General features: G+C 71.6%; 12 protein-coding genes. 8 read left to right on the forward strand and 4 right to left on the reverse strand.

The annotated features are described in order from the left end of the window. Nucleotides 1–327: 327 nt before the first annotated feature. Genes BM249_RS04185 through BM249_RS04205 form a run of 5 tightly spaced genes read left to right on the forward strand, consistent with a single transcriptional unit; the run spans nucleotide 328 to nucleotide 7,806 of the window. Nucleotides 328–1,704 (forward strand): SWIM zinc finger family protein, encoded by a 1,377-nt coding sequence (locus BM249_RS04185; RefSeq protein ID WP_091969271.1) that lies wholly within the window; start codon nucleotides 328–330, stop codon nucleotides 1,702–1,704. Further along, nucleotides 1,704–3,284 (forward strand): DUF5691 domain-containing protein, encoded by a 1,581-nt coding sequence (locus BM249_RS04190; RefSeq protein ID WP_244528578.1) that lies wholly within the window; start codon nucleotides 1,704–1,706, stop codon nucleotides 3,282–3,284. The genes BM249_RS04185 and BM249_RS04190 overlap by 1 nt, the downstream gene beginning before the upstream one ends. Beyond that, complete coding sequence (locus BM249_RS04195) at nucleotides 3,281–4,381, forward strand: ATP-binding protein (RefSeq protein ID WP_091969273.1); 1,101 nt, start codon at nucleotides 3,281–3,283, stop codon at nucleotides 4,379–4,381. The genes BM249_RS04190 and BM249_RS04195 overlap by 4 nt, the downstream gene beginning before the upstream one ends. Nucleotides 4,382–4,387: 6 nt before the next feature. After that, nucleotides 4,388–6,631 (forward strand): DUF5682 family protein, encoded by a 2,244-nt coding sequence (locus BM249_RS04200; RefSeq protein WP_091969275.1) that lies wholly within the window; start codon nucleotides 4,388–4,390, stop codon nucleotides 6,629–6,631. After that, nucleotides 6,628–7,806, forward strand: coding sequence for a VWA domain-containing protein (locus tag BM249_RS04205; protein ID WP_091969277.1), 1,179 nt, complete (start codon nucleotides 6,628–6,630; stop codon nucleotides 7,804–7,806). The genes BM249_RS04200 and BM249_RS04205 overlap by 4 nt, the downstream gene beginning before the upstream one ends. A 109-nt stretch (nucleotides 7,807–7,915) precedes the next feature. Here the strand turns inward: BM249_RS04205 and BM249_RS04210 are convergent, their stop codons facing one another. After that, nucleotides 7,916–9,967 carry a GAF domain-containing protein gene (locus BM249_RS04210; protein ID WP_177232311.1) on the reverse strand — a complete coding sequence of 684 codons (2,052 nt, stop codon included), beginning with the start codon at nucleotides 9,965–9,967 and terminating at the stop codon, nucleotides 7,916–7,918. A gap of 891 nt (nucleotides 9,968–10,858) precedes the next feature. Between BM249_RS04210 and BM249_RS04215 the strand changes: the two genes are divergently transcribed. Both BM249_RS04215 and nhaA read left to right on the forward strand, forming a co-directional pair. Beyond that, entirely contained in the window at nucleotides 10,859–11,965 is a 1,107-nt protein-coding gene (locus BM249_RS04215) for a PAS domain-containing protein (RefSeq protein ID WP_244528579.1), read from the forward strand. Between the two features lie 254 nt (nucleotides 11,966–12,219). After that, entirely contained in the window at nucleotides 12,220–13,422 is a 1,203-nt protein-coding gene (nhaA, locus tag BM249_RS04220) for a Na+/H+ antiporter NhaA (RefSeq protein WP_091969281.1), read from the forward strand. 217 nt (nucleotides 13,423–13,639) lie between these two features. Here the strand turns inward: nhaA and BM249_RS04225 are convergent, their stop codons facing one another. Both BM249_RS04225 and BM249_RS04230 read right to left on the reverse strand, forming a co-directional pair. Further along, entirely contained in the window at nucleotides 13,640–14,980 is a 1,341-nt protein-coding gene (locus tag BM249_RS04225; RefSeq protein ID WP_091969283.1) for an HlyD family type I secretion periplasmic adaptor subunit, read from the reverse strand. Further along, nucleotides 14,980–16,743, reverse strand: coding sequence for a type I secretion system permease/ATPase (locus tag BM249_RS04230; RefSeq protein ID WP_091969285.1), 1,764 nt, complete (start codon nucleotides 16,741–16,743; stop codon nucleotides 14,980–14,982). Before BM249_RS04230 ends, BM249_RS04225 begins: the two co-directional genes overlap by 1 nt. A 568-nt stretch (nucleotides 16,744–17,311) precedes the next feature. On the opposite strand from BM249_RS04230, the gene BM249_RS04235 reads away from it, so the two are divergent. Further along, complete coding sequence (locus tag BM249_RS04235; RefSeq protein ID WP_091969287.1) at nucleotides 17,312–18,616, forward strand: UDP-glucose dehydrogenase family protein; 1,305 nt, start codon at nucleotides 17,312–17,314, stop codon at nucleotides 18,614–18,616. Between the two features lie 412 nt (nucleotides 18,617–19,028). Here BM249_RS04235 and BM249_RS04240 read toward each other — a convergent pair whose 3' ends face one another. Continuing rightward, complete coding sequence (locus BM249_RS04240; protein WP_210186984.1) at nucleotides 19,029–20,396, reverse strand: Gfo/Idh/MocA family protein; 1,368 nt, start codon at nucleotides 20,394–20,396, stop codon at nucleotides 19,029–19,031. Between the last annotated feature and the right edge of the window lie 7 nt (nucleotides 20,397–20,403).

Consider the following 20,403-nt stretch of genomic DNA (forward strand, 5'->3'; position numbering starts at 1 on the left):
AGGCTTTTGTTTTGGCATCAATTTTCCCGGACACGGCTGAAGCCGCCGTCTGGATCGATGCACTCGGGCTGAAGCCGCCCGCGACCGTGCCGGCAGCAAGCGCCGGATGGATCGAAGGTTAGAGTGCCTCACAAAACTCCCGCCCCGGGACGGTTCTCGCCCCGAAGACGACGGTGCGGCGGGAGTTTTGTGAGAGACACTTAGTCCGCAGGGCAATCCAGCAAGAGGCGTAGAAGCGTCCCGTTTGTCAATCTTGGCCCCCTGGGAGCGAGGCGATAGTCTGCGCGGGCTCAGATTCGATCGACGAAAGTCCGGCCGCCGCGACGCATGACGCTGACCACCGCTCAGATCCTCGATCTGGCCCCCGATGCGGCGAGCCGCAAGGCGGGCCAGACCCAGGCGAAGCCGGCCCAATGGAGCGGCCTCGGCCGGGCCGGGACGGTGATCTGGGGCGAGATCCAGGGCAGCGGCGCCAGCCCGTACCGCACCGTGGCGGATCTCGCCGGGCCGGCCTCGAAATGCACCTGCCCGAGCCGCAAGTTTCCCTGCAAGCACGCCCTTGGGCTGATGCTGGTGGAGGCCGCCGCCCCCATCGCGGTGGGCACGCCGCCCGATTGGGTCGAGGCCTGGGTCCGGGGCCGTGAGACGCGCGCCGCGTCGGCCGAGGCGCGCGCGCCGGGCAAACCCGTGGACGAGGCCGCGCAGGCCAAGCGCCGGCAGGTCCGGGACGACCGTGTCGCGGCGGCGCTGGAGGAACTCGACCTCTGGCTGCGCGACCTCATGCGGCGCGGGCTGGCGAGCGCCCGGGCCGAGCCCTACGCCTTCTGGGACCGGATGGCCGGGCGCCTCGTGGACGGGCAGGTGCCGGGCCTCGCCCGCCGGGTCCGGGCGCTGCCGGGCCTCGCCGCCACGGCCGCCCAGCCCGGTGCGCCCCGGCCGGACGCGGCCCTGGGGCTGGCCCTCGGGCGGCTCGCCCTGCTGCTGGCCGCCGCGCGCCGCCGCGAGGCCCTCGATCCCGAACAGGCCGCCGGCGTCGGCGCGGCGCTCGGCCTCCCCGTCACCGCCGAGGCGATGGCGGCCCGGCCGGACCGGGCCGACACCTGGGCGGTCCTCGCCCACGGCGTCGAGGCGGAGGGTGGGCTCACCGCCCGTTCGGTCTGGCTCGCCGGCCGTGCCTCCGGAGCCCTGGCGCAGGTGATCGATTACGGCGCGGCCGGTTCGCCCCTGCCGCCGGTCCCCGTCGCGGGGCAGGATTTCCACGGCGCCCTGGCGTTCCACCCGGGCGATCCGCCCCTGCGCGCCCTGTTCCGCGAGGGTCGGGCCGAGGCCGCCGCCGCCCCGGTGCTGCCGGGGGGCGGAACCGTCGCGGCGGCGCGGGACGCGTTCGCGGCGGTTCTCGCCCGCGCACCCTGGACCGAGAGCTGGCCGGTCTGCCTCGCGGGCGTGCGGCTCGGGCGCCTCGCGGCGCGGGCGGGCGTCGCGGAGACCACCCCGGCCTTCGCGGTGGGCGACGCGACCGGCTGCCTCGCCCTGCGGGCCGATCCGCGCCTGCCCGGCCTGCTCGCCGTCGCGGGGGGGCGCGTCGTCGACCTGTTCGGGCTCTATGACGGCCACGGTCTCGTGCCCCTCGCCGTCTTCGCCGAGGGCCGGGTCTTCGCGGTGCCGGCGCAGGAACCGCTGCCGATCCTCATGCGGGTGGCCTGATGCCGGAGCCCGTGATGCCGCCGGCCGGCGACGGCTGGGAGCCGGCCCTCGCCGCCGCCCTGCTCGGGGCCGAGCGTGCGCCGCCCGCCGCCGATCCCCTGTCCGTTTCCTTGGCCGTTTCCTTGGCCGGGGCCGATCCGGGCGGTGCCCTCCTGGCACGCCTCGCCGCCCACGCCACCCTGCACCGCGCCGGGGCGGGGCTCGGGCCGGAGGCGCTGATCCCGGCCGAGCCCCGTGCGCGCATCGGCCTCGAATGCCCGCCCGCCGCCGCGACCCGGCTCCACGGTCTCCTCGCCGATGGCCCCTCCGCCGCCGCGCGGCTGGCGGAGTGGTGCACGCTCGCCGCCGCGCGGGGGATGCGCGCCCCCGATTGGCTGCTCCCGGCCCTTGCCGCCCGGCGCGACACCTTGGCCGACGCCATCGACGGGATTGCCGCCCCGGAACTCGCCTGGCTCGGCCGCGCCCGCGGCGATTCCGGTGAGGGCGCCGAACAACCCGCCGACTGGACGGACGGGACGGTGGCCGAGCGCCGCGCCGCCTTCACGGCCTGGCGCGCCCGCGATCCGGAGGCCGCCCGCCTCGCCCTGGAGCCGGTTTTCCGCAAGGAGAAGGCGGATCTGCGCGAGGCCCTGGTCGGCGCCCTTGAGACGGGCCTGTCGGAGGCCGACGAGCCCTTCCTCGAAGCCTGCCTCGACGACCGGGGCGGCGGCGTGCGGATGGCGGCCCAGCGCCTGCTGCCGCACCTGCCCGCCGCGCGCTATGCCGCCCGCATGGCCCGGCGCGCGCGGGCGGCCCTCGCCATCGAGAGCCGCGGCGGCTTCCCCGAGGGCACGACGCACAGCCTCGTGGTCACCCTGCCGGAGGCGAGCCCCGATCTCGCCCGCGACGGCGTGACGGCCGACGCCTGGCAGAACTGGAGCGGGGGCGCCCGCGCGACCCTCCTGCGCGCCATCCTGGAATGCGCGCCGCCCTCCGCCTTTTGCGATCATCCCCCGGAGCTGTGGATCGGGCTGGCCCTGCAGAACGACTGGGCCAAGCCGATCTTGGACGGGCTCCACGCCATGGTCCGGCGCACCCGCGATCCGGCCTGGGCGCTGGCCCTCGCGGACGTGCTGGGGCGGGCCTGTGCCGGCGACCGCGAGCGCCCCGCCAACGCACTCATCGCGTTCTGGGCGCAGGCCCTCGCCCTGCTGCCCGAGGCCGCCTGGGAGGCGCGGGTCGGCGCGGTGATCCGCGCCCGTCGGTTCGAGGTGCTGCCGGACCTCCTGGCGCACGGACCGGACCGCTTCTCCGAGGGGTTCAGTGCCGCGCTCCTCGACGGGCTCGCCGTCGCCTGCCGGGGTTCCGGAGATCTGCGGCAGAGCCTCGGCAAGGGCGGGGTCATCGGCGGCCTCGGCGAACGGCTGTGGTCGGGCGCGGACGCGGCGGCCTCGGCCGCCGCCCTCGTGGCGCGGCTGCCGGAGGAGGGGGGCGGGCGCCTGCGCGAGCACCTGATGGACCTCGCCGCGACGCTGGCCCTGCGCGCCGCCATGCGGCGGGATTTCGAACCGGACACCGAACGGGAGGGCGCCCGAGGATGACGTCGAGCAACACCGTGAGCACCGCGAAACTGCGCGAGGCCGCCGAGGATGCCTATGCGGAGGAAATCGCGGCCCTGATCGCCTCCGACGACCGGCCGCGCCCGCCGAACTGGCGGATGTCGCCCCGGGCGGTGGTGACCTACCTCATGGGCGGCACCCTCCCATCCGGCTTCGCCGTCACGCCGAAATACATCGGCGACCGCCGCCTGATGGAGGTCGCGGTGGCGACGCTCGCCACCGACCGGGCCTTGCTGCTGCTCGGCGTGCCCGGCACCGCCAAGAGCTGGGTGAGCGAGCACCTCGCCGCCGCCATCTGCGGCACCTCCCGCCTCATCGTGCAGGGCACCGCCGGCACGAGCGAGGAGGCGATCCGCTACGGCTGGAACTACGCCCTGCTCCTGGCCAAGGGGCCGAGCCGCGCCGCCGTGGTCGGCTCGCCGATCCTGCGCGCCATGGAGGCGGGCCGCATCGCCCGCGTCGAGGAACTCACCCGCATCCCCTCCGAGACGCAGGACAGTTTCATCACGGTCCTGTCGGAGAAGACCCTGCCGATCCCGGAACTCGACGCGGAGGTGTCGGCGGCCAAGGGCTTCAACCTCATCGCCACGGCCAACAACCGGGACCGGGGCGTTAACGAGCTGTCGAGCGCCCTCAAGCGCCGCTTCAACACCGTGGTGCTGCCGCCCCCCGCCACCGTCGAGGCCGAGATCGCCATCGTGGAGAGCCGGGTCGCCGCGCTGGGCCGCGCCTTCGAGATCCCGGCCGAGCCGCCGGGCGCCGACGAGATCCGCCGCGTGGTCACGATCTTCCGCGAATTGCGTGAGGGCGTCACCCTCGACGGCAAGAGCAAGGTGAAGCAGCCCTCCGGCACGCTCTCGACGGCCGAGGCGATCAGCGTGGTCGGCGGCGGGCTGGCGCTGGCCGCCCATTTCGGCGACGGCCGCCTCTCGGCCCGCGATCTCGTCTCGGGCCTCGGTGGCGCCGTGGTGAAGGACCCGGTGCAGGACGCCATCGTGTGGCGCGAGTATCTGGAAACGGTGGTCAAGGAGCGGGACGGCTGGAAGGATTTCTACAAAGCCGCCCGCGCGAGCGCCTGAGGCGCCATGCCGGAAATCCGCCTGTTCGGCATCCGCCATCACGGCCCCGGCTCGGCCCGCTCGCTCCGGGCGGCCCTCGACGCCTTCCGGCCGGATTGCGTCCTCATCGAGGGGCCGCCGGACGCCGATGGCCTGATCGGTCTCGCCGCGCAGGCCGAGATGGCGCCTCCCGTGGCGCTCCTCGTCTACCGGCCCGACCAACCCCGGACCTGCGCGTTCTTTCCCTTCGCGGCTTTCTCGCCCGAATGGGTGGCCCTGCGCCACGGGATCGCGGCGGGGGCGGCGGTGCGGTTCATCGACCTGCCGCAGGCGATCCAGCTCGCCGACGATTTCCGCGCCCCCACGGCGCCGGAGGACGGCTCCGCCCCGGTTCCCGCCGCCATCCGGCGCGACCCCTTGGGCGAACTCGCCGAGGCCGCCGGGTATCCGGACGGCGAGCGCTGGTGGGACGCCCTGATCGAGGGCCGCACGGGCACGGACGGTGACGTGTTCTCGGCCATCGCCGAGGCCATGGCGGCGTTGCGCGAAGCGTCCGAACCCGATCCGGAGGAGGCGTTTCGCGAGGAGGCCCGCGAGGCGCATATGCGGGGGGCGATCCGCAAGGCCGGCAAGGAATTCGCGAACATCGCCGTGGTCTGCGGCGCCTGGCACGTCCCGGCCCTCGCGCGCCACGACGCGCGCGGCCAGGCGGGCGCCGACGCCGCGACCCTGAAGGGTTTGCCGAAGACCAAGGTCGCCGCCGCCTGGGCGCCCTGGTCCTACGAGCGGCTGGCGATGGCCTCGGGCTACCGCGCCGGGGTGCTGTCCCCCGAATGGTACGACACCCTGTGGCACCACGGCGACCGGGTCGCGGCCCTGTGGCTCGCCCGCGCCGCCGCCCTGCTGCGGGCGGAAGACCTCGACGCCTCGCCGGCCTCGGTGATCGAGGCGGTGCGCCTCGCCGAGGCCCTGGCGGGGTTTCGCGGCCGGCCCCGGCCCTCCCTGGAGGATCTCGACGAGGCCGCGCGGGCGACCCTGTGCTTCGCCGACGACGCCCCCATGGCGCTGATCCGCCGCCGCCTCGTCATCGGCGAACGCCTCGGCGCCACGCCGGCGGACAGCCCCGGCACCCCCGTGGAGGCCGATTTCGCCGCCCAGTGCCGGCGCCTGCGCCTGAAGCCCGGCGCGGATGCGGGCGAGATCACCCTCGATCTGCGCAAGGAGACGGACCTCGCCCGCAGCCACTTCCTCAACCGCCTGCACCTCCTCGACATCCCGTGGGGCGAGCGGCGCCGGGCGCGGGGACGCGGCACCTTCAAGGAGGCGTGGGTCCTCGCCTGGAAGCCCGAATGGGTGGTCGATCTCGTGGCGGCTTCGGCCGAGGGCGGCACCGTCGCGGAGGCCGCCGCCGGCCGGGTGCGGGCGCAGGCCCGCGCCGCCACCCGCGTCGCCGAACTCTCCGCCCTCATCGGCACCCTCCTGGACGCCGACCTCGCCGAGGTCACGGCGGACGTGATCCGGGCGCTCGAGGACCGGGCGGCGGTCTCGGGCGATGTGTTCGACCTCATGAACGCCGTGCCACCGCTCGCCGACCTCGCCCGCTACGGCTCCGTGCGCGCCGCCGACACCGCGCCGGTCCTGCGCGTCGTGCGCGGGCTGGTGCCCCGCGTCGCCGCCGGGCTGGTGGCCGCCTGCCAGAGCCTCGACGACGCCGCGGCGGCCGAGGCGCAGGGCCGCGTCGTCGCGGTCTCGGGCGCCGTGACGCTCTTGGAGGAACCGGACCTGAAGACCGTCTGGGACGAGGCCCTGCGGGCGCTGGCCGATCAGGACCGCGTCCACGGCCGCGTCGTCGGCCGGGCGGTGCGCCTCCTGTTCGACGCGCGGGCGATGTCCGTGGCGGAGACCGGCGACCGGATGCGGCGCGCCCTGTCGCGGGCCTCCGGGGCCCTGCCCGCCGCCGCCTGGATCGAGGGGTTTCTCGAGGCGAGCGGCACGGTGCTGATCCACGGCGAGGGCCTGCTCGGCCTCGTCGATGCCTGGCTCTGCGACCTCGATCCGGACAGCTTCACCGAACTCCTGCCCCTGGTGCGCCGCACCTTCGCGACGCTGTCCGCGCCCGAGCGCCGGATGATCGGCGCGGCCGTCGCGCGGCCCGGGGGGGGCGACGAGCCCGCCGGCCCCGAAACCTTCGACGCGGCGCGGGCCGCGCGGGTGCTGCCCATCCTGCGCCTGCTCCTCGGACCGGAGCCCACTCGGGGAGACGCCGCATGAGCGAGACCGACCGCGCGGCGCGAGCCGAGCGCCTGCGCCGCTGGCGCCTCGTCCTCGGCGGCGGCCCGGCCGACGGCACGGGGGCGCGCCTGCAGGCGCGCGATCTCGGCCTCGACCGGGCCCTCGGCGCCCTCTACGATTCCGACCGGAGCGGCGGCCTCGGCGCGTCCGCCCCCTCCGTGCCGCGCTGGCTCGGCGACATCCGCGACTACTTCCCGGCCTCCGTCGTGCAGGTGATGCAGCGCGACGCCTTGGAGCGCCTCGACCTCAAGCGCATGCTGACCGAGCCCGAGATGCTGGAGGCGGTCCAGCCCGACGTGGCCCTGGTCTCGACCCTCATCTCCCTGCGGGCCGTCCTCGGCGGACGCACGAAGGAGACCGCCCGCCGGGTGGTGCGCCGGGTGGTGGACGACCTGCTGCGGCGCCTGGAAGAGCCCCTGCGGCAGGCGGTGACGGGGGCCATCGACCGCGCTCGGCGCAACCGCCGCCCGCGCCACGCCGAGATCGACTGGAACCGCACCATCCGGGCGAACCTGCGCCACTACCAACCGGATTACGGCACCCTCGTCCCGGAGACCCGCCTCGGGCACGGTCGCCGCAGCCGGGGCAGCCTCAAGGACGTGATCCTGTGCATCGACCAGTCGGGCTCGATGGCGAATTCCGTGGTGTATGCGAGCCTGTTCGGGGCGGTGATGGCCTCGCTCCCCGCCGTCTCGACCCGCCTCGTGGTGTTCGACACCGCCGTGGTCGACCTCTCCGAGGCCCTCGACGATCCCGTCGAGGTGCTGTTCTCCGTCCAGCTCGGCGGCGGCACCGACATCAACCGGGCGGTGGGCTACTGCGCCACGCGCATCACCCGGCCGGAGGACACGGTGCTGGTCCTCATCTCCGACCTCTACGAGGGCGGGGTCGAGGCCGGGCTCCTCGCCCAGGCCCAGCGCCTCGTGGCGGCCGGGGTGCAGATGGTGGCCCTGCTCGCCCTCTCGGACGAGGGCGCCCCCGCCTACGACAGGGACCTCGCCGCCCGGCTGGCGACCCTGGGCGTCCCCGCCTTCGCCTGCACGCCCGACCTCTTCCCCGCCCTGATGGCGGCGGCGATCCGCAAGCAGGACCTCACCGCCTGGGCCGCCGCCGCCGGCATCGCCACGGTGCCGCCCGCCCCCCGCGAGGCTTGAGGCGGTCCCGGCGCCACGAACGCCGTTCGAGACCGGCTCCGGGTGATCCGTTCGGTCTCCGGCCGGCGCGGCTCCCCCGCCGCCCCGTGACCGTCGACCGGATGCCGGATCAATCCTCGACCTGAAAGGCGATCAAGGGCGCCTCGACGGTGAACAGGAAGCCGGTCGGCCGATAGAGAGCCTCGACCGTTCCCCCGACCTGCCCGGCGAGCCCGCGCTCGATCAACCGGCTGCCGAATCCCTTTCGGGAGGGGGGCGCGACCGGTGGACCGCCGCTCTCATGCCAGGTCAGGCGCAATCGCGCGGCGTCGCCCTCCCCGTGGAGCGCCCAGGAGAGGCCGACCCGGCCGGTCGCGTTCGAGAGCGCGCCGTACTTGATCGCGTTCGTCGCCAGTTCGTGCAGCATCAGCGAGAACGCGAGCGCGACCTTGGCGCCGATGCGCAGGTCGGGTCCGCGAAGGTCGAAGCGCAGGCCCATCTCGGCATCGAGGTGGAGGGCGCGGGCCATCAGGTCGCGGATCGGGCTGCCGCCGATCTCCCCCTCGAGCAGCAGGTCCTGGGATTGCCCCAGGGCGATCAGGCGGCCGGCCAGAATGTCGCTCGCGGAGGCGAGGTCCGTGGCCGAGCGCAGGGTCTGGGTGGTGATCGCCTGCACGACGGCCAGGAGGTTCTTGAAGCGGTGGCTGATCTCGCGGACCCTCAGGCGCTGCTGCTCCTCGCCGTCGATGCGCGTCAAGGCGAGGCGGGCGCGCTCGGCGATGGCCTCGGCCAAGGCGCGCTCCTCGTCGGTCCAGGCGCGCGGTTCTCCGTCGTGCAGGCAGAGAACGCCGACGAGCCGCCCGCCCGCCATCGCCGGCACGTTGAGGAGGGCGCCGATGCCGTAGCGGGTCAGGGCCTCCGGGTTCGACGCGGTTCGCGGATCGCGGCGTACGTCGGCGATGGCGACGGTCTTTCCGAGCCGCAGGTCCTCGACATATGTGCCGTAATCCGCATAGCGGTGGAGGCCGACCACGCTGGCCTGCCCGGGTCTGGTGAAATCCCGGGTGAAGGCGATGCTGCTCTGTGAGGCATCGACCGTACCGTAGGCCGCCCGGGTCAAGCGGAGGGCCCAGACCGCCGCCTGCGCCACCTCCACCAAGACGTCGTCGCGCTCGTTGAGTTCCCTCAGGCGGCCGCCGAGGGTCGTCAGGGCCTCCTGCCGCCGGGCCGCCTCATAGGCGCCCGTCTCGTCCCGGGACACGGCGAGGAGCCGCTCCGGTTGGCCGTCGACGCCCTCGATCGGCGTGACGGTCACGTTCCAGAATTTCGGGACGCCTCCGCGGGTGTCGGCCCATCCCGCGAACCGGCCGATGCCGCCGCCGCGCGCCGCCGCCAGCGCCGCCCGCGCCTTCTCGGCATAGGGCTCCTTCCAGAGGCGGTCCCAGCGGGTCCCGACGACCGTCGAGAGGTCGTCGATCTCCATGAGGCAAAGGCCGGGGGCGTTCATGAAGGTCAGGTGCCCCTCGCGATCGAGCACCTTGATGCAGTCCGGCGAAGCGGCCAGGACGCTCATGAGGAACGCCTCGCTCTCCTGGAGCCTGGCGGACGCCTCCTCCTGCGCGCGGAGGGCGCGCCGTGCTTCCATGAGGGCCATCACCTGTTCGCCGAGCGCCCGCAGGGCTTCGGATTGGGTGAGGGTCAGCCCCGCCCCGCGCGGCTGGCGGTCGATGACGCACAGCGTGCCGAGGCCGTGGCCCGAGGGCGCGCGCAAGGGGATGCCGGCGTAGAAGCGCAGGCCCGACGGTCCCGTCACCGCGGGGTTGGTCCGCGTGCGCGGATCGTCGGTCAGGTCGGGAATGATGAGCAGGCCGGTCTCGGACAGCGCGTGAACGCAGATCGAGGAATCCAGGGGCGTCTCGGCTTCGTCGAAGCCGATCCGGGCCTTGAACCATTGCCGGTCCGCGGTGACGAGGGTGATCAGGCCCACCGGCGTCCCGCACAGCCTGGTCGCCAGCCGCGCGATGCCGTCGAAGGACGCTTCCTCCGCCGTGTCGAGGATACGGTACGCCTCCAGCGCCGCGAGACGGTCCGGCTCACCCGCGCCGAGGACCGCGTTCGGGAATGCGTCTTCCGCGCCCATGCCGTCGAACCCGACGACGCCGATGTCCGTGCCGAGCTTCATGCGGCGGCGAGACCGGTGTGGTGCGCGCGCGTCCGCGGGGGACCGTCGATGGGACCGACGGCGCCGCCGCCCCGGATTGAGAAGGTCTGCATGCGACCCAGCCCCGCCCCTTTTGCCGCCCCGGGTCGGGATCGTCCCCATGGGGCGCGGGGCCGCCATCGAAGGGTCCCGTACCCGGGCACCCCAGGTGTTTCGTTCGGCCACATCGTATGCGGCGGGGGCCGGATTGGAAAGGTTCCAATGCTAAGATTTCATTCATATTCCTCGCTTCCTGACGGTTGATGCGTCAATTTGTAGGAATTGGCGACGATGGGCGGGCCTTCGCCGTTTGATCCGGCCTTTCCATCCCGTGCGAACGCGGTTCGATCCCTTCCGTGGCCCCGCCGCTCCCGATCCCGAAGGCCCAGCCTCACGAGACGCCCGCCCCTGAACGGTTCTCGCCTCGCAGGCGACGGTGCCGCCGGCGTTTATGAGAGGCACCAAGACCGCGCGCGATCATGCCGGCGGGAAGGGTTTGTCCGAAACACCGGGGATGCCCGAACATTCGCGTGACATGTCCTGCCATTTCGTCGGTCGCGAGCACCCGATGCGATCGATGAGATAAAATCTGTCATTTTGGTTTCGAGAGAGAGGTTCGGTGTCGCCTGCGTTTCACGATCCTTGCCGTATCGTCGCCATGGACCGGAGCGGCGCTCGGATCGGACAATCGCGGCCCGAAGGCTGTGCTCCGGCTCGGCTTGTCCGGCGAAGGCGTCGCGACAGTCCGGGGGCGTGGCGAAGGCTTCGAGACGCACACATCACATTGCGGTGATCGCGGTCATTTGATCGCGATCATGGCATAGAACGTCAACAATGCGTCAAACGACGCGATCACGGTCCATGGGAGGCGGGATGCCCATACGAGCCCTGATGCGCCCGCAGGAACCATCCGAGGGCGGTGACGCCTTACATGCCTTCTCGTGCCGCCATTTCCTCGAGTTCGTCGAGGATACGGGCAAGGTCGGCTTCTGGTCGGCGGACCTGCGCGCCGAGTACCTCGACGCGTCGCCGGGCCTCTCCCGCATCCTGGGATTGGACCCGGACTCCGATCTGACCTTCGGGTCCGCCTTCGACATGATCCATCCCGACGACAAGCCCGCCCATTCGGACCAGCTCGCGGCGCTGCGAAACGGCCAGCCCATCAACCGCGAGTTTCGCGTCATCCGTCCGGACCGCACTCAGCGTTGGGTTCGGCACCACGCCGAGGCGATCATCGGCCAGGACGGTCGCCCGAACCAGGGCATGGGGGTGGTGTTCGACGTGACGGCGCACCACGAGGCCACCAACGCCATGCTGCAGCGGCACGACCGCCTCAACGCCCTCATCTCGGCCACGGCCGCCGTGCTCTGGACCACCAAGGCCAATGGCGAGCCGTCCGATATGGTCCAGTGGATGTCCCTGACCGGGCAGAGCTTCGACGCGATGCAGGGCCTCGGCTGGATGAATGCGATCCACCCGGAGGACCGGCCCCGGACGCACGCGGCCTGGATCACGGCGGTGGAGCATACGGCGATCTACAACACCGATTACCGGCTCCTCTGCGCGGACGGCATCTATCGCTGGTTCAACGCACGGGGCGCGCCGGTCCTGAACAAGGACGGCTCGGTGCGCGAGTGGGTCGGCGTCTGCCTCAACGTCCCGGGCCGGAGCCGCTACGGCGCGTCCGGAGCCGAGGCGTCGCTGCCGTCACCGCGATCGTCGCAGGCCGCGTCGGACTTCGCCGAAGCCGGCCTGACCCCGGGACAGGTCCGGGCCGCGCGCGGCCTGCTGGGTCTGTCGAAGGACGAATTGGCCAAGCTGGCCCACGTCTCCGTCTCGACCCTCAATCGGCTGGAGGACCCGTCCTCCGCCATCCAACCCCGGCACGACACCGTCATGGCGGTCCGTCGCGCCTTCGAAAAGGCCGGCGTCGAGTTCACCTTCGAGGCGGGCCGGAAGCCGGGCGTCCGCGAAGCCTAGTGCATCGATCCAGACGGAGGCTTCAGCCGTGTCTGGGAAAATTGATGCCAAAACAAAAGCCCAGTGCTCTGGCGCAGGAACGACGTGATTGCGTCACAGCACTGGGGCGGGGGGCGCCCTGTCCTGAGGATCCGGGGCGGCCCGGGTTGTTCCTGTCCGGCTTCGATGCGATAGCCCGGTCAGGGTGCGCGGTCCGTGGTTCGGACCGGCAGGACACGCGTTGGTCGGGCCGCCAGCGCCGGAGACCCGTGCCCGTGTCGTCCTCCTCCCCCCTGGCTCCGCCGCCGCGCCGCCGTCCCCTGTCGGCCCTGCGCAACGCCCTCACCAGCGAGGCCGGCGGCGGCCTCGTCCTGATGGCGAGCGCCGCCCTCGCGTTGGTGGTGGCGAACTCGGCCCTGGCGGGCCCCTACTTCGCCGCGCTCAAGGCCCATCTCGGCCCCCTGTCGGTCCTGCACTGGATCAACGACGCCCTCATGGCGGTGTTCTTCCTGCTCGTCGGCCTGGAAATCAAGCGCGAGGTGCTGGACGGGCGCCTGCGCACCTGGCCCGACCGCGTCCTGCCGGGGCTGGCCGCCCTCGGCGGCATGGCGGCCCCGGCCCTCGTCTACGCCGCCGTGAACTGGACCTCGCCCGAGACCCTGCGGGGCTGGGCGATTCCGGCCGCCACCGACATCGCCTTCGCCCTCGGCGTGCTGGCGCTCCTCGGCCCCCGGGTGCCGGTCTCGCTCAAGGTCTTCCTCACGGCGCTCGCCATCATCGACGACCTGGGCGCCGTCCTCATCATCGCGGCGTTCTACACCGCCGACCTGTCGCTCCCGATGCTCGGCGGCGCGGGGCTCACCCTCGCGGTCCTCTACGGGATGAACAAGGCCGGCGTGGCCCGCCTCTGGCCGTATCTCCTGCTCGGCGTGGTCCTGTGGGTGTTCGTGCTCAAGTCGGGCGTCCACGCGACCATCGCGGGCGTGTTGCTGGCCCTGACGATCCCGCTACGGCTCAGCGTCGGCAAGCCCGACGACCCGACCTCGCCGCTGCATATCCTGGAGCACGCGGTTCATCCCTGGTCGGCCTACCTCATCCTGCCGGTGTTCGGCTTCGCCAACGCGGGCGTGTCGCTGGCGGGGATCACCCCGCGCATGTTGCTCGACCCGGTGACCCTCGGGGTGGCGCTCGGCCTGTTCGTGGGCAAGCAGGTCGGCGTGTTCGGCCTGGTCCTCGCCGCGGTGAGGCTCGGACTGGCGCAGCGTCCCGCTCATGCGACCTGGACGCAGGTCTACGGAGTCTCGCTCCTCTGCGGCGTCGGCTTCACCATGAGCCTGTTCATCGGCCTGCTCGCCTTCGCGAACGCCCCGGAGCTCGAGGCCGAGACCAAGGTCGGCGTGCTGATCGGGTCCCTCGCCTGCATGGCCGCCGGGGCGCTGGTGCTGCGGTTCGCCCCGGCTCATCCCTCCCGGCGCTGAGCCGGTTCGCGACGGCCTCCGCCCCGCGAGATCCGCCCCGCGCGCGAAGCGCCATGCGCCGGAAGTCCGGGCGTCGTCACGGCGCCGTCGAGGGCCGTCCGACCGATCGCCGTCCCCATGCGCGACGGCCGCCAGGGCCGACCGGAGGTCTGCGCCCCCATCCCCGGGGCGTTCGACACAAGCGGGGGTGGGGTCGGCAGGGAACGCCACGCGGGGGTCACCGCTCCCGCCAAGCCTTGGCGATCTGGTCCGAGAGCGGTTTGATGAGGTAGCTGAGCACCGAACGCTCGCCGAGCTGCATGAAGCTCTCGACGGGCATCCCCGGAACCAGGCGCGCGTTGCCCAACCGCTGTTTCTGGTCCTCCGGGACCTGGATGCGGGCGGTGTAGTAGGCCGCTCCCGTCTTCGTGTCCGTCGTCACGTCGGCCGAGACCCGGCTCACGATTCCGTCGATTTCCGGTGTCACGCGCTGGTTGAAGGCCGGGAAACGCAGGACCGCGTGCTGATGGAGGCGCACGTTGTCGATGTCCTGCGGCTGGATCCGGACCTCCACGGCGAACTGGTCGCCCTCCGGCACGATCAGCATCGCGGGCTCCGAGGGCGTCACGAGGCCGCCGACCGTATGGACCGTCAACTGGTGCACCACGCCGGTTTGCGGCGCGCGCAGGTCCACGCGCATGAGCTGATCCTCGGCCGCGACCCGCTTCTCCCGGAGTTCCGACCACTTGCCCCGGATCTCGGCGAGGTCCCTGCCCGTCTCGCTGCGCATGTCTCCGTCGATCTGCAGGATCTGGAGTTGGGTCTCGGCGATCTTGCCGCGCGCCGAGGCGGTCGCGGCGACGAGCTGGCCCCGCTCGCCGGAGAGACGGGCGCCATCCCGTTCCAGGGCGTTGACCCGGGTCAGCGAGACCAGATTCTTGGCGTAGAGCCCGCGCACGCCGGCGAGTTCGCCCGTGATGAACCCGATCTCGCGGCCCTTGGCCTCGACCTGCTCGGTCAGGCCCTTGATCTCCTCGCGCAGCTGCAGGACGCGCTCTTGGAGCTGCGCCTTTTGGCCGGCGCGCGCCGCCACCCGGGACGCGAACAGGCGGTTTTCCCCGTCGATCAAGTGGGCGACGGTCCGGTCGCCAGCGGCACGCGCCACGAGGTCCGGCGGGAAGGCGACGGCGCTCGCCCCGTCACGCTCGGCTTCGTTGCGGGCACGGCGGGCCGACAGCTCGTCGAGCGCCTTGAGGACGATGTCGAGATTGGCCCGGACCTGGGTCTCGTCGAGGCGGATCAGCACGTCGCCGGCCTGGACCGCCTGCCCCTCCCGCACCCGCAATTCGCCGACCACACCGCCCGTGGGATGCTGGACCTTCTTGACGTCGGATTCGACCACGAGTTGGCCGGGGGCGATCACCGCCCCGGAGATCTGGGTCAGGGCCGCCCATCCCCCCACGCCCGCGACCAACAGAACACCGAACCCGGCGCTCAGGGCGAGATGCCGGCGGATCGAAGCCTGGGCGACGGGACGTGGACCCGCGAAAGCCCGGCCGGAGTCGAGAGCCAGGGCCATCACGCGCTCTCCTGCAGGGCATCGAATGCCGGCCGCGCCGCGTCGGCCGGGGCCGTCCCGAAAACCGGGGCGGGGCGAAGCACGCGCTTCAGCACCTCGTCCTTGGGTCCGAAGGCCTGGGCTCGGCCCTCGTTCATCATCAGAACCATGTCCACGCCCGCCAGCGCGCTCGGCCGATGTGCGATCACCACGCAGATGCCGCCGCGCCGACGCACCCCCAGGATGGCCTGGGTCAGGGCATTCTCGCCCTCCGCGTCGAGGTTGGCGTTGGGCTCGTCGAGGACGACGAGGAACGGGTCGCCGTAGAGGGCGCGGGCGAGGCCGACGCGTTGGCGCTGGCCGGCCGAGAGCCCCGCGCCCCCCTCGCCGATGCGGGTGTCGTAGCCTTCGGGCAAGCGCAGCACCATGTCGTGCGCGCCGGCGGCCTGGGCGGCCGCGATCACCGCTCCGGAGGACGCGGCCGGGTCGAAGCGCGCGATGTTCTCGGCGATCGTGCCGGCGAAGAGTTCGACCTCCTGGGGCAGGACGCCGAGATGCGGGCCGAGGGCGTCCGGCGTCCACTGGTCGAGGGCCGCTCCATCGAGGCGGACCTTGCCGCGGGCTGCCGGCCAGACGCCCACGAGCGCCCGCACCAGGCTCGACTTGCCGGACGCCGAGGGACCGATGATGCCGAGACCCTGACCGGCTTTCAGCCCGAAGCCGACCTCCTGCACGACGAGGCGCGACGTGCCGGGCGGAGCGACGCTCAGGGCCTCGACCCGGAGTGAGCCCGTGGGCGCCGGGAGCGCGTGGGGCCGGGGGGGCGCCGGCATCCGGGCGAAGAGGTCCGAGAGACGGACCCAGGATTGCCGCGCCTGGACGAAGCCTTTCCAGTTGGCGATGGCGAGTTCGGCCGGGGCGAGCGCCCGTGCCACCAGGATCGAACTCGCGATGATGATCCCGGCACTCGCCTGTCCGTTGATGACGAGGTAGGCGCCGAGGGCCAGCACGCCCGATTGCAGGGCCATGCGGAAGACCTTGGAGGCGGCGCCGTATCCACCGGCGATGTCGGAGGCGCGCTGCTGGGCCCGCATGTAGTCCGCGTTGGCGCCGGCCCAGCGAACGAGGAAGCGGCCCTGCATTCCCATCGCGGCGAGGACCTCGGCGTTGCGCCGCCCGGATTCGGCGAGGCCGTTGCGGCGCAGGCCGTGGCCGGTCGCCGTCTCGGCGGGGCGCTTCGTCGCGCGGTCGGTGGACAGGGCGAGCGCCGCGAGCACGACCGCTCCGCCGAGCGCGGCGACGCCGATGACGGGATGGAACAGGAAGCAGATCAGCAGGTAGACCGGCATCCAGGGCAGATCGAAGAAAGCGGAGGGGCCGGAGCCGCCCAGGAAGGCCCGGATCGCGTCGAGGTCGCGGAGCGGCAGCAGGCCGTCGCCCGTGCTCGTTCCGCGCAACGGCGCGCGCACCACGATGTCGAACACGCGCCCGCTCAGCGTCTCGTCGAGGGATGCGCCGATACGCGTCAGCACCCGGGCGCGCAGGGTCTCGAGCAGCCCCTGGAAGCCGTAGAGCACGAAGGCGAGGACGCACAGACCGACCAGGGTCGGCACCGAGCGACTCGGAATGACGCGATCGTACACCTCGAGCATGAAGAACGAGCCCGTGAGGTAGAGCACGTTCACGAGCCCGCTCATCACCGCGACGCCGAGAAACGCCGTCCGGCACTGCGCCAGCGCATCCGTGAGTTCGGCTGATTTTGGCTCCAACGAACCGTTGCGCATCGTCGCGGTCTCTCCGACCTCGGGGCAATCCCGACCGAAATGTCACTGGAATGGCGCGGACGGATCGATCCGTCGGCGCCATTCCAGTGTCGGGCCTTTGTGTTTACGCGAAGTAAAATATGCTGCGATGCCAATTTTTATTGCAGGTGTTCTGTAAGGTGTCGGTTTGGTAAGCCTACGCCGTAATCACCATGCTCGCCCAGACTTGGAACAACATTCCTATTGGGCTGGTCCCAGGCGTCGTGATCGACCCGTGGCGCGGGAATTCCGCAGAAGACGGTCCGACCTCCTCGCGCGAGGCCCCTCCGTCCGCCGTGTCCGACGCAGAGGACGTGATCCTCCCCCGGTTCCCCGGAGACGGGGGAATGGGCGTTCCGCTCCGGTGTGATGCCGCCGAGAGGCGCGGAGACACCGTGTCGGAGGTATCCGTGAAATCGGGAGAGGATCACGACCCCGTCCCGCGCGACGAAAATCTCGGGCGATGCACGCAATGTCAAAGTTCGATCAATGGCACAGAATTTGCCGGTCGCCGATGGCGGTTTAACCTGGCTTTCGAAGGTCGCGATCAATGAAAATAGCGATGATCGGCTCTGGCTATGTCGGCTTGGTGTCGGGCGCCTGTTTCGCCGATTTCGGCCACGAGGTGGTTTGCGTCGACAAGGACATCAAGAAGATCGAGGCCTTGGAAGCCGGCCGCATGCCGATCTACGAGCCCGGCCTCGAAACCCTGGTGGCCGACAACGTCCGGGCCAAGCGCCTGTCCTTCACCACCGACCTGAAGCCGGCGGTGGCCGGCGCCGACGCCGTGTTCATCGCGGTCGGCACGCCGTCCCGCCGTGGCGACGGGTTCGCCGACCTGTCCTATGTCTACGCCGCGGCCGAGGAGATCGCGCAGGCGGTCACCGGCTACACCGTGGTGGTGACCAAATCGACCGTGCCGGTCGGGACCGGCGACGAAGTCGAGCGCATCATCCATGCCGCCAACCCGAACGCGCAGGTCGGCGTCGCCTCGAACCCCGAGTTCCTGCGCGAAGGCGCGGCCATCGGCGACTTCAAGGTGCCCGACCGCATCGTCATCGGCGCCGAGGACGAGCGCGCCGCGGAGGTGATGCGCGAGATCTACCGACCGCTCTACCTGAATGCCGCGCCGATCATGGTGACCGGCCGGCGCACCGCCGAACTGACGAAGTACGCCGCCAACGCCTTCCTGGCGACCAAGGTCACCTTCATCAACGAGATCGCGGATCTGTGCGAGAAGGTCGGGGCCAACGTGCAGGAGGTTGCCCGCGGCATCGGGCTCGACAAGCGCATCGGCTCGAAATTCCTGCATGCCGGCCCCGGCTACGGCGGCTCGTGCTTCCCGAAAGACACGCTGGCCCTGGTCAAGACCGCGCAGGACTACGACGCGCCGATCCGGATCGTCGAGACGGTCGTCTCGGTCAACGACCAGAGGAAGCGGGCGATGGCGCGCAAGGTCGTCTCCGCCGTCGGCGGCTCGGTGCGGGGCAAGACGGTGGCGTTGCTCGGGCTGACGTTCAAGCCGGACACCGACGACATGCGGGACGCGCCGTCCCTTTCGATCATTTCGGGCCTTCAGGATGCGGGGGCGAAGGTGGTGGCCTACGATCCGGAAGGGATCGAGCAGGCCAAGCCCCTGCTGGAGGGCGTGACCTACGCGGAAGACGCCTATGCCTGCGCGACCGACGCGGACGTTCTGGTCCTGGTGACGGAGTGGCGCGCGTTCCGCGCCCTCGATCTGCCCCGTTTGAAAACGTTGATGAGGGCGCCGGTCATGGTGGATCTCCGCAACATCTACTCGACGGCCGAGGCCGAGAAACATAATTTCAAGTATACCGGCGTGGGAATCGCGTAGGGTTTCTTCGCCGAGCCGGACTCAGGTTCGGCGAAGAAACCCTTGGCGGATGGCGGATCTCCCGCGAACGCCGTCCGATTCCTCCGGAAGAGCGGCCCCCGGGCAAGACATCTCGAGCCCCGCGCCCCGGCGCGCCCGTGTCGCCGCATCATACCGACGACGACCGTCTCCGAGCGCCGCCTCGGAACGGCGGGTTGCTGGGGCGAGCCCGCTCGGCCGATTGTCCGGGGCCGGGAACAGGGCCGATCCGGCGCCGGCCGATGTCGCGTCCGGTCTCCAGGGCGCGGTCCGGTGAAAGAGGGCGCGTTTCGTCACGGAGATGAGGTGAGCACGCTCCGGACGATCCCACCGCCATCGACAGCCCCTGGCGCCGTTTCCGCCCCGATGGAGAGCGTCGGCGTCAGGGGCGGGTTCAGCGTCGGTGCAACGCTGTCACGACACCGTTGAGCCACCGCGACACGAGACCGGACCGGACCTCGATCCGTGGTCGGCGGCGGTTTCCGATCACATCCGGCAGGGGGGTGATCTTCGCGAAGGTCGTCGTCGGCCTCATGGTCGCCCCCTGCGGTCCCGAGCGCTGGATCGCCAAGGTCAACTCGTTGAGATGCAGGAGAAAGTCATCCGGAAGCGGCTGCGGTCGGCCCTCCGCCAGCGCCCGCGCCATCTCGCCGATGCCGAGGAGTTTGTCCTGCGCGTAGACCTCGCGACGCCGCAACCAGCTCACGACCCTGTGCTTCGCCGAGCGTCCGACCCCGCGTTCCGCCTCGACCGCGTGCGACTTCCAGCGCCGGACGAGGCGGAGTCTGCGGCCTCCGACCCCGAAGACGCGCCCGAGCAGGGGTTGGGTCCGGATCGTATAGGCTTTCCGCGCGCTCAGGCTGACCCGCGAGAACCGCTCGAGATGGACCGCCGCCTGATCGTGAAACACGTTGTCGACGCAGATTTCGCCGGCCTCGCCGACGATGCGGATGCGGTGATCGCGCGGCGCCACCCAACTGCACGTCACCCGCACCGAAACACCGCCGTCGAACTCGAGGCAGCCGACCGACAGATCGGGGGTGTCCGCCGGATCGAGGGGGGTGTCGGTCTTGTGCGCCACGAGCGTCGCCGAGAACGCGGTCATCGAGCGGACGGGGCCGAACATGGCGCACAGCCAGACGAGATGATAACCGACATGCTCGACGGTGCACCCCTCCTGCAGTTCCTCCGCGTAGGGGAACGGTGCGCCCGTCGGGCTCTGCACCGATTCCAGGTTCATCAGGTGGGCGGGGTTGTCGTCGAGTTCCGCGTAGACGAGCACGGGCTTGCCGATGGCGCCCTCGTCGACCGCCTTCCACATCGTGGCGATCGCGTCGCAGAAGATGTTGCACGGCGCGCCCGTCAGGACCAATCCGCGCGACGCGGCGAGGGCGAACAGTTCCCGCGTCCGATCGAGATCCGTCGTGATGGGCTTCTCGGAATAGACGTGCTTGCCGGCCTCCAGTGCCCGCTTGGTGACGATGTAATGCGACTGGATGCTCGTCAGGTTGACGACGATGTCGACGGCCGGGTCTGACAGCAACGTGTCGAGATCGGGATAGACGTGGAAGCCGTAATGGCGCGCCACGACGGCGGATCGGTCCGTGTCGAGATCGAAGACGCCCCGGACCTCGATCTCCGGGTAGGCCCAAGCGGTCCGCATGTAGATATCGAAGACGTATCCGCACCCGACATAGGCGATCTTCATCGGCAACGTTCCCGAGAGACGGAGCCGCAGGGCCACCGCATGGCGCACCATCATGCATAAC

The sequence above is a fragment of the Methylobacterium gossipiicola genome (genome assembly GCF_900113485.1).
In the GTDB taxonomy this organism is placed as follows: domain Bacteria; phylum Pseudomonadota; class Alphaproteobacteria; order Rhizobiales; family Beijerinckiaceae; genus Methylobacterium; species Methylobacterium gossipiicola.

Bases quoted from the DNA above. Each gene is read 5' to 3' on its own strand.
- BM249_RS04215 (WP_244528579.1), top strand. From the start codon at position 10,859: ATGCCCATACGAGCCCTGATGCGCCCGCAGGAACCATCCGAGGGCGGT.
- BM249_RS04205 (WP_091969277.1), top strand. From the start codon at position 6,628: ATGAGCGAGACCGACCGCGCGGCGCGAGCCGAGCGCCTGCGCCGCTGG.
- BM249_RS04230 (WP_091969285.1), bottom strand. From the start codon at position 16,743: ATGCGCAACGGTTCGTTGGAGCCAAAATCAGCCGAACTCACGGATGCG.
- BM249_RS04200 (WP_091969275.1), top strand. From the start codon at position 4,388: ATGCCGGAAATCCGCCTGTTCGGCATCCGCCATCACGGCCCCGGCTCG.
- BM249_RS04225 (WP_091969283.1), bottom strand. From the start codon at position 14,980: ATGGCCCTGGCTCTCGACTCCGGCCGGGCTTTCGCGGGTCCACGTCCC.
- BM249_RS04195 (WP_091969273.1), top strand. From the start codon at position 3,281: ATGACGTCGAGCAACACCGTGAGCACCGCGAAACTGCGCGAGGCCGCC.
- BM249_RS04235 (WP_091969287.1), top strand. From the start codon at position 17,312: ATGAAAATAGCGATGATCGGCTCTGGCTATGTCGGCTTGGTGTCGGGC.
- BM249_RS04190 (WP_244528578.1), top strand. From the start codon at position 1,704: ATGCCGGAGCCCGTGATGCCGCCGGCCGGCGACGGCTGGGAGCCGGCC.
- BM249_RS04210 (WP_177232311.1), bottom strand. From the start codon at position 9,967: ATGAAGCTCGGCACGGACATCGGCGTCGTCGGGTTCGACGGCATGGGC.
- BM249_RS04185 (WP_091969271.1), top strand. From the start codon at position 328: ATGACGCTGACCACCGCTCAGATCCTCGATCTGGCCCCCGATGCGGCG.
- BM249_RS04240 (WP_210186984.1), bottom strand. From the start codon at position 20,396: ATGATGGTGCGCCATGCGGTGGCCCTGCGGCTCCGTCTCTCGGGAACG.